Here is a 12,858-nt window from a genome sequence, read left to right as displayed (position 1 = left end):
CATGTTCATACTGCCGGCGACCAGCCGTGGCGGGACGGCGCCTCGGCGATGGTGCGGCGGGGCTCGACCACCACGAAGATGCCCCGCCGCACCGAACTAGGAGAGGCTGAACACGTCGTCGACGACCAAGTCGTCGGCGTCAGCCTCGCTGTCGAACCCGGGCAGGTCGTGACGCTCCAGCGCTGCCTGGCGGGACGCTTCCAGGGCAGCCATCCGCTCCGTGCGGCGACGGATGTCTTCTGGGTTGGTCGAGGTCATCTCCAAGAACTCCGGCGGCAGGTCCTGCACCACGGGCACCGCGCGACCGTGTAGGTCTACGTGGATACCGACGGAGCCACGCACGTTGATTCGTTTGGATGGGTCGCGTGGGTCTGGCTTGAACAGCGCCTTGAAGCTGTTCCAGTTCAGGGCGCCCTCTTTGGACTCACTTGACCCGCCGCCGGACCGCTCCGAAGCGGTGATCCGGTTGATTCGCTCGGGCGTCGGCTCCAGCTTGAACAACTCACACGCGGCCCGCGCCTCGGACTCGTCTTTGAGGTGCATGATCAGCCCGCGGCTGATGTACCCGGCCAAGCCGATTTTCACGACGTCGGTGACGCGCTGGGTGTAGAGCACCGGCAACACCTGCTGGGAACGGGCAAGTCGCCCAAGTCGGTCCAACTCGTCGGGGCCGGCGAGTGTTGCGATCCACGCCTCGTCGAAGTGCAGCACACCGCGGCGACCGGTCAGCGCCATCGCTGAGCCGAACACCATCATCCGGACCAGGCCGACCGCGATGCGCTGCTGCAACGTCGACGGAGGCTGTCCCATCGGCGGAAGTTCGAGATTGGTGTCGCCGACCATGATGAGGGTGATTCCGTCGGCGACAGCCAACCCCTTAGTCTGCGGGTCACGACCGACGATGGCGGAGAACAGTGCACTGACGTTCGCAAGGTCCAGCACCGGCTTGACCAGTTCCTCGCTGGCCTTACCCGCGTCCTGAGCGAGCTTCAACGCCTGGCCGATGCACGTCGCGCCTTCTTTTACGCCGTAGTCGAGCGCGACCATCAACTCGGTCTCGAACTGTTTGGCGGGCTTATCCCAAGGTGCCACTTGCAGCAGCATCGAGGACGCGAACTCCAGGCCCGCCTGGACATTCTGAGTGAACCGCAAAGGGTCCAGAATGCCGTCCGACTTTTTGAGGTCGTCGAAGGTCGCGACTTGACCGCCAGCGGCAAGGACCGTGGGTGAGTGGTCCGAGCCTGTGTTGTGGGTGACCAAGAAGTCTTCGACCAAGTAGGTGTGGTCTGGAGAGTCGACGCGGATGCACTGGCCTTTCTCCGATTCCACCGGTGTGATCGACTTGATGTAGGCGAACTGGGCCCTAAAGCCAGGCTTCGGCTGTACTTCCAGTTTGCGCGGCAGACGGAACACCGGGCGGTGGGGCTGGAACGTGATCGAGTACGTCTCGCCGTAGACTTTTCGGACCGCGTTGCCCCCGAGGTCGCGAGACACGGCGACTGCGCGTTCAACGTGCCAGTGTGCCTTGAAGCCAAGGGACCGGATCAGCGTCAGTACATCCTCGGCAAGCACTTTACGAGACAAGGTGATCTTGCATTCGCCGCGCTTACGTTTCACCGTGCCATCGGTGTCCATCAACCCCTGCAGCAGCGCAAGGCGCTGGTTGGCGCTGGCGCGGAGGTATTCCATTGGGATGCGCTTGTTGCCGATCAGTCCCGCCCGGCCCAACTGGTGGCCCAAAGTCAGGTTTGTTGCCGTGGTCAGATCCTTCTTGCTGGTGCCGCAGGCGTAGCAACGTTTGGAGTCCTTGACGGTCGGCACCCACGAGTTGAAGTGGCCGTAGTTGCAGCGGTCCTCGGCGCGGGGGAACCCGAATAGTGAGACGCGGCCCTCTTGCTCGACAGTTTCGGTGATCGGCCGCGGCCAGCACTCTTGAAGGAGCTTGTGCATCTCCGCGGCATCAGATGCGCCGGCGCAGATGCTTCCAGCCTTGCGGTAGCCATCTCCCAGCCACGCTCCTAGAAGGTATGGATCGACAGGGAGGTTGGCGTGTTGGCCCTCGATGGCGGCGGCAACAGGGGTGGCGAAGTAGGTCTGGCGGCGGCCGTTTCCCTGGTTCTCCAACCGCCGCAGGAGATCCTCGGTGGTTGCCACTTGCCAGTGCTGAGAGCCCATTTCGGCTTCATTGAACACCTGCGCTGCCATCGCCTTGAAAGCGACGGAGGGTTCCCACCAGCGGGTCTTCCGGCGCCGGCCAGGGTCGGACCGAAATGAAACTCCCGCCCGTTCGAGATCCGCGCTCAATTGGTGTGCTGCCATCCACCGATGGACACCTAGCGACTGGGCCCGTCGAAGTAGATCCGTAGTGGTGTGGGCCGCAGCGCCATCCAGGTCGCTCACCGCAGCCGTCAGTTTACGACTCGCTTCGCGAAGCTCGTCGACACTCATACCCCGACCGTTAGCGATGGCGCTTCGACCCTTCGGGGTCGCTACGACCCACTCATGCTGCAGATCGGCGAACAGCACTTGGCCGTCGTCGAACTCGAAACGGAACATCGTCACTTCGTCGGGCTGGAAGACCTTCGACTTGTGCACCACGTTGCAGGGCTGGCCGTCTCGTCCGATCACCCGGTCGCCAACCTGAACGTCGCGCATGGTGGTCCATCCGGAAGGTGTCGGGATGCGGGTTTCCAGCCGGAGCAGTTTCGGATCGACCACGACTTGCGGAATCCCAGCCTGAGCCCACTGGTAGGCCATGTTCAGCATCGACAGGGACTTGCCCGAGCCGGTGGCGCCGGCGACCAGGAAGATCGGCAATGCGTCGCCGACGGACGCGGCGTCGTTGGAGATGTAGACCGGCTGCTTGTCGTGCTCGGTGAACCCCAGCAGTGCTCCGGTGGTGTCACCGCACACCGCCAAGTCGGGGGCTCCCGTGAACGCCATTGCGGTAGCGGGCAAGTCACGCAGCAGCGGGTTACACCGCACCTGGGAGCCCATCATCATCTCGGCTAGCGCCTTCTCCTGGCGTTCGACCAGGTTGGACAGCTTCACGGTGCGGGTCAGCCCGGCCACGTCGTACGAGCCGTCCAGCGAACCGTTCAGGGCTGCAACGATGCTCGCGTCGATGACGGTCGGCAAGTGCAGCGTGGCAGAGGAGTAGAGCGACTCCATCTGCTCAATGGCGGCCTGCTTGTCCTCCTGCTCCTGACGGTCCATCGCGCCCTGCGCCTGAGCTTCGGTGATGTCCGCCCGGATCCGGCGGCGGCCCGTGCGCAACTCGTTGCGGGTGATCGCCGTCGGCTCCACCTTGCCGCGGAAACTGACCGCCATCGCTCCCTGGCGGACCAGTTCGACCACGAAGTTTGTTTCCAGGGACTTCACATCTCGCCAGTTGTAGTTGAAGGTGTCGAACCCGACGAAGCCGAGACTGTGGTGGTTGTGCAGATCCGACCATTCCGGTTCACGACAGTCGACGTCCGCCTTCTCCAGTCGCGCCGCTTCCGTCATGGAGGTGGTGGAGGTGAACATGTGCAGGTGGTCTGAGTGCACCAGGTACGGCACGTCCGGGTTGGCGCCCAGGTTCCACCACGAGTCGGCCAGGTGCATCTCGGCGCGAGTGGCGACCATGAGACCGGCTCGGGTCAGAGCAGCATCGACCCGACGGTAATCGGCCGCGTACTCGGGCAACTGGACGCCGACGTTCTGCAGCGTCAGCGCCTCGTAGAAGACGTCGACCGACTGCCGCCAGCCCGAGCGGAACGCACTGTTGCGCAGCTTCACTCCGACCAACAGTTCCCGGCGGTAGGTGATGGCGTCCGAAAACTGCCGTGACAGAAAGCCTTTCAGTGGCTGATCGTCGTCAGGCACGTACCGTTGCGGCACGTTGACCAGCAGCATGTGGAACTCGCGGTAGTTGTTCTTGGAGAACCGTCGCGACTTCACCGCAGTGCGCGTAAGACCCTCGATTTCCACGAGCGCGTCGAAGATCGGTTGCCCAACCCGCAGCGCGTCGTCCTCGGTGATCGCTGAGGTCACCGGCCCCATCGGGCAACGTCGGTAGAGCCACACGTCATTGTCGATCGAGATGACCAAGCCGGAGTTGTAGACCTGCTTCACCGCGGTCGGCCAGTCCGGCACGGTGTCGGTGAAGGGGCGGTTCATCCGCTTCGGGGTCGTCTTAGTTGCCATGTGGAGCCTGCCTCGTGGTGATCGTGCGTGTCGTGATGGAACTGGTCTGGTCACCGCGGCGGATCCGTAGGCCGCCCGGCGGATGCTTGCGCGACGTCGCCAACATCCGGTCGATCGGCAACGACCGGGGCAGCGGGGCGAGCTCGCCGCGCATCAGCGGGCCACCTTCGAGGTGGGTACCGACGTGGGAGCCGACGTCGGCGCGGACGCGCCGCCTGTGTCGTACGCCTTGGAGGACGGTGACGTGGCTGCGGTGGGGGTCGACTGCAGATCGGCGGGCACCTGGATGGCGTTCTGGTAAGGCTTGGCGGTCAGGCCCGAACCGGGCGCACCCCACGCCACCACCTGCGGGGCGGCGGTGTCGGCGCGCAACACCAACAGGTCGAACTCCAACGGCTGGACCGAGGTGTTCGCCGAACGGCCCGCCCAGTGCAGAACAACCTGGGCACGAACCACCAGACCGGCCTTCGTCGCCGTCGACGCCGTGGACTGCGTCTCAACTGACGCCACACCGGACATCGGCACGTAGGAGTCGGCGGCGTTGGTGTCACCAACAGCCAGCCGCAACTGGTCGGGATCGCCAGAGGTGTACGCCTTCGCCCACGAGTTGACCGCGGCGCTGACCGAGTCCGACACCTGCGTGTTGGCTTGGATCCCGGGCCATGGCGTCTGATCCTGTGCCCACCCGTCCGTGGCAGCGGAAACCACTGGCACCAGCGATGGCCCAGCGACTGTTTGTGCGCCACCGCGCGGGTCGATCGCCACCTGGAACGCAGCGGTGTACCCGCGGCCCGCGCCGTCGACAACGGTAAAGTTCTCCGTCATCCGGGACACCTTCGAGGTGGTGAAGTCGGCCGACTTCACCGAACCGTCCCACGACACGATCTGCCCGCCCGGCAACGGGTTCGGCACCGACGCCAGCCACGACTGCAGCGACTGGTATGCGGCGAACTTGCCCGGGTCGGACACCGTCAACGACACCTGCTGGCTTGCGCTTTCAGACTGCGCTGCGGTGACCTTCTTCGACAGGTCGGAGGCGGAGATCTGCGCCTGGCAGCCGGCGAACAACGACAACGGCACGGCGCAGAGCAAGACGACCAGAAGCCACTTGATGACCTTCGCCTTGCGGATGTTCTTCTCACGCAGGTCCAAGTCAGTGCGCGGGACGAACTCCTCGACCTGGTACAGGTCGCCGCCGTCCAGGATCGAAGACCCGACCGCGTCGTCGCGGCCCTTCTTGCGGTTCAACAGGTTGGTGGCCATGGTGACAAGCCCTTCGGGGTGGTGGTCGGTGAGTCAGGCGGTCAGGAAATGAGTTCGGCGATCCGGTGCAGCCGCGCCAGCGCTTCGGGGTCGACGTCGCGGGCGGCCTTCGCCAGGTCACGTCCGGCGTGGACCGGGTCGCCGGTGGGGGCCTTGGCGCTCAGCGAGGAGTCAACGCTGGACAACAGCGCCCACACCGAGCGCAGCAAAGGCTTGTCCTCTGCGACACCCACTGCTTCAACCAGCGCGTCCATCACCGCTTCGGGGTCGGTCGAGGACGGGCGCAACGAGTCCAGGCACGACAGGGCCTTGATGTTCGGGGCGGACGTCAGGCTGAACACAGCCACCTCGGCCGGGTCTGTTTTGCAGCCAAGTAGCCGGGCCGCAACGTCCAACGAGTCGTCGTCGAGCTCTGACATCGAGCGGTGGCGTTCGATCGCAGCGAACAGACGCTTACGGGTCTGACGGTCACGCTCGGCGGCAGCCTTCGCCGCTTTTGCCTCGTCTGAGACATTCGCGGACGGACGCTGCGCGGCCCGCTTCGATTTGCGCGGCTTGGGTGCTGCTGGGGCGTCCTGCGGTTCAGCGAGAGACTCCAAGGGGGGCAGGTCGTCGCCGACGGGCTGCTCGGACTGGAACTTGGTGTCGAAGTCGATATCGGTGCTCACGTAGATCTACATGGGCCACATCGAACAAGCCAGGGTCGAGTTACCGATTCGGGCCAGCCTGGCGGACACCGTCACGCCACGATTCGACGTGCTCGACTTCGCCGTCGGTGTCCATGCGCACCACCGCAAACCCGCGGACCGTGCCGTCATCGTTGAGTGCGTCGCTCAGCAACCCGGCCCGGAACCGCAGCACCTGGAACGGACGGCCTCGCATGTCGTAGGTGACGATCGCCGGCAAATCACCGTCGTCGGTAAGCACCCCGTCGACGAACGATCGCGACTCCAGCACAACCCTGCGGCCACCCACCATGCGATAGACCAGCAGAGCCGGTTGGCCGTGCCCACCACCAGCATTGGTCAAGCGGCCGTCGGCGTTCGTCAGCGTCTCCTCGAACACGCCCGGCGAACTCTGACGGGTCAGCCGTGTCAGCATCGCGGCCGGGACAGGGGCGGGTGCGGGAGAGTCTGTGGCCAGTTTGGTGGGCTTCTCCGGTGGCGCCACGGTCTGCTCCACGGGGAAAAACCCCTCGTCAGCCAACGCGGTCGCCTGGGCCCGGTAGTGATGCCCGCAGAACGCCATGTCGAGGCGCTGATTGGACACCACTACTTCCGAGGGCGCACCGCACTGATCGCAACGCCGATTGATGTCGTCCATCACCGAAACCTCAACAGGGGCAGTCGAATCGCTCATGTTCGCAACGGTGCGACGCTTCGGCGCGGTACCTACCGGCGGCGCAACACGATGAACGCACCTGCCGCCACCGCCAACAACAGAACCGCCCCCAGCGGCAAGCGACCCAGTAGACGCCACGTCGCGACGTGGATGATCGAGCGCGCGATGATCCCGCCCAGGGAGCCGAAGCCAGAGGAGTGGGCGTAGCCGTGTGCGGCGTGGTGGGCAGCGGTGAGTGCGGCAGCAGAAAGCGTCATGCCCGTACGGTGCGACGGGCATGACGCTTCGGCAGGCAAGCGTCGTCCGCCCGGATCAGAGGCGGCTGACCCCAGGTCAGGCAGCGTTCGCGGTCGTGCCGGAACGCAGCGCGTCGATCTCGGCCTGCGAGGCAGTGCCGAGGTCTTTGAGGCCCTTCAACACGCGAACCTTCTGGCCGGCGCGGCCGGTCATCTCCTGCATTTCGCCGAACACGAGCACCTTGTGACCGATCAAGTCACGGGCGATGCGCGCGGTAACGCGACCGAACGGGTTGGACAGGTGCTCGGTGCGGATCGTCTCGGTCCCCTCCGGGGTGCGGTCCGACACCCGAGTGTGCAAGGTGACGATGACTCGACCTGAGGACGCCTCCGTAGACACGCCCGCCACGATGGAGCGAAACACCTTCTCCCCGTTGGCAACCGGAGCGACATCAGCGAACAGGCGACCACCGGGAGATGTCGACATGAGCAACTGCTTCGCCTGCTCAGCGACCAGCGCCTCACGGTACTCGGCGGGGGAGAACGGCAGGTTCTCCGCAGCCATCTGCTCAGCAGTCGGCATCGGCACCATGGAGTATGCCGCGATCAGCGCGGACTGGATGACGGCCGGGTCGGCCGGTGACTGGTTGGACATGGTCAACAACTTTCGAGGCGAGGATCACTTACCCCCGTACGGTGCGACGAAGGTCCACCAGTGGAGCCTGCGCTCGTCATTCAGGTCAGTGCAGGACGGCGCAATCGGTTTCGTCTGTTCGCGCGCAGCGCGGACTGGCGAAACCTGGTGACGTAGCAAGCGCAGCGTCGCACCGTGCATAGGTGAGTAAGCCAACCGGTCCAGACCCCCATGACGCGCCCGAACTGAATCAGTGGCTGGCGTTCCAGGGCGGCTCCTTGATCGTGACTGATCGTGAACATCCGGGCGCACAGTCGTTGCTGAAGCCGCGTCCGTTGTCACCTTCGACGGCGGCCGCGCTGCACGACGGCTGCCATGCCCGGTGGGCGGTGGAGCGTTCCCTGCCTCGTTCGGCCGACCCGTTCGGTGCCGCCGAGAAAGGAACCGCGGTTCACGCGGTGCTGGAGGAGGCGTTGGCGTTGCCGGCGGAGCAGCGCACCGCGCAGACGCTGCACGACCTGCTGGCACGCATCGAAACGGTCCGCGACGATGTGGTCGCCCCGGACGACCCGATGAAGGTCACGTCGTGGCGTGGCGAGGTCGCCGCCAAGATGGAGAAGGTATCCGACGCGATCGACCTGAGGGCGTTGGACGTCATCGGGACCGAAGTGCCGTTGGAGAACCTCACCATCGCCAAAGTGCCGCTTCGCGGGTACATCGACGTCTATGCGCGCGAACCGAACAAGATCGACACGCGCATCCTGGACTGGAAAACCGGCAAGCCACGCACGCCCTACAAGGGCGACCGGGACGCTTACGCAGACCAGCAACGCATCTACGGCATGGCTATCGCGGCACTGACCGGGAAGCTGCCTGTGGGCGCGACACTCATCTACACCGCCGTCGGCAAAGCCAAAGAGGTCGACTACAGCCGCGAGGCTATGCGCGACACCGTGGAGGCGTTCAAACGCAGCCACGACATCGCCCAGAAGAACAGCGACACAGGCGTTTTCGCGATGAAGGAGTCCGGACTGTGCGGGTGGTGCCCGCTGGCACTGGTGTGTCCGACCGGCAACGCCAAACGCGCGGTTTCAGCGAAAACGACGTCGGCCCTGATCGGGCCGAGTTTGGCGATCCCGACGATTCTGCCGGGTGTGCGTCGCACCGTACCTGTGGCTGCCGAGCACGGCAGTCAGTCGATGAACGGAGCAACCGTGGTAACCGAAGCCAAGTCGTGGGAGGAAGTGCTGCCCGCCGGGCAGACGGTCCCCGGAACCGGCAGCACCCTGAACCCCAACAGCTACGCGGCCATCGCCGCGATGACCTCTACAACGATGGCACTGGACGCGCTGCACGCCTACGACGTGCAGAACGGCACGACGCTGGCAGGCAACGTTTCAGCGATCCGCTCGTTGGGCTTAACGTTCGCCAGCCTGTGCGCCACCGTCCAAACCAACCTGGGTCTGCGAGCGTCTATGCAGGACGGCTCCAACACCCGCCTACGCGCCGCGATGCACTCGGTCCTGGCTATCCAGCCGCCTCCGTTGCACAGCGCGGACAAGTCCGAATGGGAGGCGTGGTCGGTGCTGGCCGCTCGTCGCCTCGAAGTGTTGTTCAAGGTGTCCGCCGAAATATGGGAAGCGGGCATCGTCGCCGAACCGTATGCCGAGCTCGCCGGAACCATCGCCGCGAGCCGGGTGCCGGTCTGAGGTGAGTCGTCTCGGACCGTAACTCGCTGAACACAACGGGTTACGGTCCGGTCAGCGTTTCACTGACGCTTGCTCGGCCTGCCGGTCCAGGTGTTTCACCACGATGCCTTGGATCAGCACTCGTTGGCGACGAACCTGGGCGGTCGACACTTCCAGTTGGGCCGCAATCGTGTCGAGCGTGGGTGAGTCCAAGCCTTCCAGCGTCGGCGACAGCAACGCCCGGGCGACCTGCCCGAGCATCCGGGACACCCGGTCGCATTCGGTGACGACCGCATCGACGACCCCGGACAATGCGGCCAGATCCGCGACGTCCTGTTCGTCGGCCACCTGGGTCAGTTCCGGATCGGCATTCAGCGAAACCGATGACGGCACAGGTGAACTGAGCCGTTCCACGTCCTGCGGGGTGAGGATCAGGCCGGACTTTGCGGGGTCTTTACGCTTGGCGATCATCCGGGCGTTGTGCTCGGCAGCAAGCTGCTGCGGGGTCGGGTCGACGCCCAGCGTCATCTGCATCGCGCGACGCAACTTTTCCAGGTCACCACGCTTGCGCTCATCGGCGCGGGTGCCGGCAGGCTGCATGCTCCGGATTTCCCGCTGGAGGTTCTTGACTGCCCGGTCCACCAGCACTGCTCCGGGCGAACGCACCTCGGTCAAGTACAGATCCGGCATCGTGAGTAATCCGTGCGCTTCGGACATCACCGCCTGCAGCGGTTCGTCGCCGACGTTCATGTCCGGCGGGCACATGCGCATCGCCAACCGCAGCATGTACGGGCGGTTGACGGCCAGGAACGCGTCGATCTGAGCGACGCGCTGTTCATGCGGGAGCGCGGCGAACACGGCTACCGGGTCGGCAGGATTGATCTGGGACCTCATTGCGCGGCCCTCCACACTTCGCGCAGGACTGCGTCGGTGTGAAACGGGAACGCCGGGAAAGCGCGCTGCCGGGAGCGTAGGTCACCCATCTCGCTGACCTCCAGCACAGCCCCCAACCGGCGCACGGGAGTGCCCTTGTTGCGCATCACCCATCCAACCGTCACCTCACGGTCAAGCATCCCAGTGGGCACCGACAATCGCTGCCTAGCCAACGCCATGTCCCGGTTGAGCGTGCCTTGCGTGCGTGTGGCACCGAGCAGGGCGTCGATACGCACTGCCAACAGCGGCCGGCCACCCGGTTGGCACGCGGCAGCGATGAGCTCGGGAACGCTCGCTTCGCCGCGGGAGAGTGCCAGCAGCCACCGGGCCCGCAAGGCGCGTGCTTTGGTGGCTTTGGCAGTCATCTCCGCGGTGGAGTTGATCGGACGCTGCACGGGTGCACTCACCGGCCCGCCCCCTCGATCAGGGCACGGTTCTTCATCACCGGTGACAGGTTGAGGTTGGTAGCCCGTTGCACCGTGCCCGCCGACCAAGCAGAAGTATCGGCGCCGGCGGCGATAGCGCTTCGGATCATCTGCCCGCTGCGGGGGTCGCCGAACCGGCGGGCCAGTTCCCGGCTGACCAGACTGGTGATCTCCATCGACAACCACCGCGCCGGCTCGACCGCGACGAAGTCGGCATCGACGGCCTTGGCGACAAACCGCCCGACCTGCCCGAACGATCCACCCGGATCGCCGAACGTCATGGTGGCCGCGATCTGCGTGATCGTTTCGTCGTCGAACCCGGCACCGTCAGCGAACTGCGAACCTTGACCGATCGACACCAGCGCACCCACCAGGGATTTGAGCCGGGTCACGATCGCTGCCCGGGTGATCTTCTCTGCCAGCAGGAGCATCTCCCAGTTGGCGACACGACCAGCCTCGACCAACCCCGGCAGGTGCTGGTGGGCCGTGTGAACGGCGGCCGATCGCACGTCGTCGCCGAATCGCAACGCCTCGGTCGCAGAAAGGGGGTGGACCCCACCGGCCTCGAAGGTGAACTCGCGGTGCTGGCCGAACGCGTCGGTGGACTTAGTTACCGGCAGGTCATCGACCCCTACCAGCGCCGGTCCATTCAGGCGGTGCGGCATCGTCCGCCGACCACCGGAGGAATCAGCCCGGCGGCCTACGAGGGCGAACCCCCACCACCACACCGGAAGGACCGCGTACTGACCTACCGGCGCAGCGCCTTCAGCCAGCAGTCGCGCGGCTTCCAGCCCGATCACCTGGGCCGAGATCAAGTCGGCCAGTTCCTGGGTCCTGCTCACCGTGGGAACCTCCCCAGAAGACCTGTGGACGATGCTGGGAGCGCCAGCAGAGCCACCGGAACGGCAACCAAGGGCGCACAGAGGCCCAGGACCAGCAACGCGCCCCATAGCGTCCGCTGTGGGCTGGTCGGCGGGCGCAGCGCCCACGCGCCGATCACAGCCGCCAGGGCGGCGGCCAGCCAGGCTGCCAAGCCCCAGCCGTGCGGGACGAAAGACCCGACTGCGCCCGCGACGGCGAACGCCGCGACGCCGACTACGAAACGCATCTGGATGGGTGTGGTCATCGCCGCGGCCACCCCACGAGCCGCTTACGGGCGCCCGGTTGCAGTGGCGCCGCCGGGTCGAACTCGTCCAGCCCACCGGCGACCAGTTCGGTGGCACGGGCTTGTTTGACCTCCGCGATCGGCTCGAACTCCGGACGTCCGGTGACGCGAAGCAATGCCGAGGCCAAGACCGGGGCAAGCGCGGTCGACTTGGTCGGCAGGATCCCGACGCGCAGCTTGGAGCGGATCTGCTGCTCATCGTCAGGGACGGAACCGAGCGACACCGCGAGCTTGGCCAGCGTCCGGGTCATCGCCTCGATCTGGCGGGCCAGGTCGTCACTTGTTCGGCGCGGGACGTGGTTGACCGCGAACATGAGCCGCTCCAGTCGGACGCCGGTACGGGCAGTCAGCGCCCGCAACACATCGACGGCACCCACCAGACCCGGCTGGGTCGGGGTTGTCAGTAGCACCAGCCACGCCCCGGAGCGCAGCAGCGGCTCGATGACGTCCTGGGTGACCGAGCCGTCGACGTACGGCGTCAGCCGGCCGCCGTCGACGATCACCAGGTCGGCCACGGTCGCCGCTGCCTCGATGGAGGCCAGCGCAGTGGAGTGCTCAACGGCGGCCCGCTCGGCCAAGCCGCTCGGAGTCAGGATCGTGTGGAAGCTGATGTCCGGGGTCTTGACCGAATCGGTGTTCATCGTGCCGGGGGAGACCAGCGCAGTGCGCACGTCGCCGGTGCGTTGGGCGGTCAACAGCGTCGGCAACACTCCCGATCCACGCAGCAGTTGGCGGACGCCGGAACCGACCAGGTCAGCATCGGCGAGCACTGTGCGGGACACCTTGCCGGCATTGCTGGCCAGTTCGGCCGCGCTCGTGGCGAAGCTGGTGACTCCGGTACCGCCGTCGGCGCTGGCGAAGATCAACACCGGGGCCAAGCGACCCTTGATCCTGACCCGAGGGTCGGTGTTCACGAACAGGTCGTCGAGGTTGTCGGCGGGGCTGGTGTCGGTCGTCATGGCGCGGTGGTCTCCGTGTTGGGTCG

13 protein-coding genes are annotated in these 12,858 nt (G+C 65.7%); 1 reads left to right on the top strand and 12 read right to left on the bottom strand.

All coding sequences use genetic code 11. The features are described from left to right. Window positions 1-96: 96 nt before the first annotated feature. The 7 genes from DR843_RS09055 to DR843_RS09030 all read right to left on the bottom strand — a co-directional run bounded on the left by DR843_RS09055 (window position 97) and on the right by DR843_RS09030 (window position 7,683). On the bottom strand, window positions 97-4,188 hold the full coding sequence (locus tag DR843_RS09055; protein WP_109685154.1) for an LAGLIDADG family homing endonuclease: 4,092 nt from the start codon (window positions 4,186-4,188) through the stop codon (window positions 97-99). Next, window positions 4,178-4,342, bottom strand: coding sequence for a hypothetical protein (locus DR843_RS20065; RefSeq protein WP_170119806.1), 165 nt, complete (start codon window positions 4,340-4,342; stop codon window positions 4,178-4,180). The genes DR843_RS09055 and DR843_RS20065 overlap by 11 nt, the downstream gene beginning before the upstream one ends. Continuing rightward, window positions 4,342-5,451: a hypothetical protein gene (locus DR843_RS09050; RefSeq protein ID WP_109685152.1), complete on the bottom strand. Its 1,110-nt coding sequence runs from the start codon at window positions 5,449-5,451 to the stop codon at window positions 4,342-4,344. The genes DR843_RS20065 and DR843_RS09050 overlap by 1 nt, the downstream gene beginning before the upstream one ends. Before the next feature lie 41 nt (window positions 5,452-5,492). Then, entirely contained in the window at window positions 5,493-6,119 is a 627-nt protein-coding gene (locus DR843_RS09045) for a hypothetical protein (RefSeq protein WP_109685150.1), read from the bottom strand. Between the two features lie 40 nt (window positions 6,120-6,159). Continuing rightward, window positions 6,160-6,810, bottom strand: coding sequence for a DUF7455 domain-containing protein (locus DR843_RS09040; RefSeq protein ID WP_146202538.1), 651 nt, complete (start codon window positions 6,808-6,810; stop codon window positions 6,160-6,162). Window positions 6,811-6,842: 32 nt separating this feature from the next. Then, entirely contained in the window at window positions 6,843-7,049 is a 207-nt protein-coding gene (locus DR843_RS09035; RefSeq protein ID WP_109685146.1) for a hypothetical protein, read from the bottom strand. Window positions 7,050-7,125: 76 nt separating this feature from the next. Then, entirely contained in the window at window positions 7,126-7,683 is a 558-nt protein-coding gene (locus tag DR843_RS09030; RefSeq protein WP_109685145.1) for a hypothetical protein, read from the bottom strand. 182 nt (window positions 7,684-7,865) lie between these two features. On the opposite strand from DR843_RS09030, the gene DR843_RS09025 reads away from it, so the two are divergent. After that, window positions 7,866-9,371 (top strand): RecB family exonuclease, encoded by a 1,506-nt coding sequence (locus DR843_RS09025; protein WP_109685143.1) that lies wholly within the window; start codon window positions 7,866-7,868, stop codon window positions 9,369-9,371. Between the two features lie 51 nt (window positions 9,372-9,422). On the opposite strand, the gene DR843_RS09020 is transcribed toward DR843_RS09025, so the two are convergent. The 5 genes from DR843_RS09020 to DR843_RS09000 are packed head-to-tail and all read right to left on the bottom strand — an operon-like array spanning window position 9,423 to window position 12,832. Beyond that, window positions 9,423-10,244, bottom strand: a complete 822-nt coding sequence (locus DR843_RS09020; protein ID WP_109685141.1) for a hypothetical protein — start codon at window positions 10,242-10,244, stop codon at window positions 9,423-9,425. Further along, window positions 10,241-10,690 (bottom strand): hypothetical protein, encoded by a 450-nt coding sequence (locus tag DR843_RS09015; protein WP_109685139.1) that lies wholly within the window; start codon window positions 10,688-10,690, stop codon window positions 10,241-10,243. Before DR843_RS09015 ends, DR843_RS09020 begins: the two co-directional genes overlap by 4 nt. Continuing rightward, window positions 10,687-11,550: a hypothetical protein gene (locus DR843_RS09010; RefSeq protein WP_109685137.1), complete on the bottom strand. Its 864-nt coding sequence runs from the start codon at window positions 11,548-11,550 to the stop codon at window positions 10,687-10,689. Before DR843_RS09010 ends, DR843_RS09015 begins: the two co-directional genes overlap by 4 nt. Continuing rightward, window positions 11,547-11,834 (bottom strand): hypothetical protein, encoded by a 288-nt coding sequence (locus DR843_RS09005; protein WP_146202537.1) that lies wholly within the window; start codon window positions 11,832-11,834, stop codon window positions 11,547-11,549. The genes DR843_RS09010 and DR843_RS09005 overlap by 4 nt, the downstream gene beginning before the upstream one ends. Further along, on the bottom strand, window positions 11,831-12,832 hold the full coding sequence (locus DR843_RS09000; RefSeq protein WP_109685132.1) for a CpaE/TadZ family protein: 1,002 nt from the start codon (window positions 12,830-12,832) through the stop codon (window positions 11,831-11,833). Before DR843_RS09000 ends, DR843_RS09005 begins: the two co-directional genes overlap by 4 nt. Window positions 12,833-12,858: the final 26 nt, after the last annotated feature.

It is taken from the genome of Branchiibius hedensis, from assembly GCF_900108585.1.
Classification (GTDB): Bacteria; Actinomycetota; Actinomycetes; order Actinomycetales; family Dermatophilaceae; genus Branchiibius; species Branchiibius hedensis.
Note: the sequence above shows the minus strand (reverse complement) of the source record. Positions and strands in the feature narration are given on the sequence as shown.

Excerpts from the sequence above, each read along its gene's own strand:
- DR843_RS09055 (WP_109685154.1), bottom strand. The coding sequence starts at position 4,188 with ATGGCAACTAAGACGACCCCGAAGCGGATGAACCGCCCCTTCACCGAC.
- DR843_RS20065 (WP_170119806.1), bottom strand. The coding sequence starts at position 4,342 with ATGCGCGGCGAGCTCGCCCCGCTGCCCCGGTCGTTGCCGATCGACCGG.
- DR843_RS09050 (WP_109685152.1), bottom strand. The coding sequence starts at position 5,451 with ATGGCCACCAACCTGTTGAACCGCAAGAAGGGCCGCGACGACGCGGTC.
- DR843_RS09040 (WP_146202538.1), bottom strand. The coding sequence starts at position 6,810 with ATGAGCGATTCGACTGCCCCTGTTGAGGTTTCGGTGATGGACGACATC.
- DR843_RS09035 (WP_109685146.1), bottom strand. The coding sequence starts at position 7,049 with ATGACGCTTTCTGCTGCCGCACTCACCGCTGCCCACCACGCCGCACAC.
- DR843_RS09030 (WP_109685145.1), bottom strand. The coding sequence starts at position 7,683 with ATGTCCAACCAGTCACCGGCCGACCCGGCCGTCATCCAGTCCGCGCTG.
- DR843_RS09020 (WP_109685141.1), bottom strand. The coding sequence starts at position 10,244 with ATGAGGTCCCAGATCAATCCTGCCGACCCGGTAGCCGTGTTCGCCGCG.
- DR843_RS09005 (WP_146202537.1), bottom strand. The coding sequence starts at position 11,834 with ATGACCACACCCATCCAGATGCGTTTCGTAGTCGGCGTCGCGGCGTTC.
- DR843_RS09000 (WP_109685132.1), bottom strand. The coding sequence starts at position 12,832 with ATGACGACCGACACCAGCCCCGCCGACAACCTCGACGACCTGTTCGTG.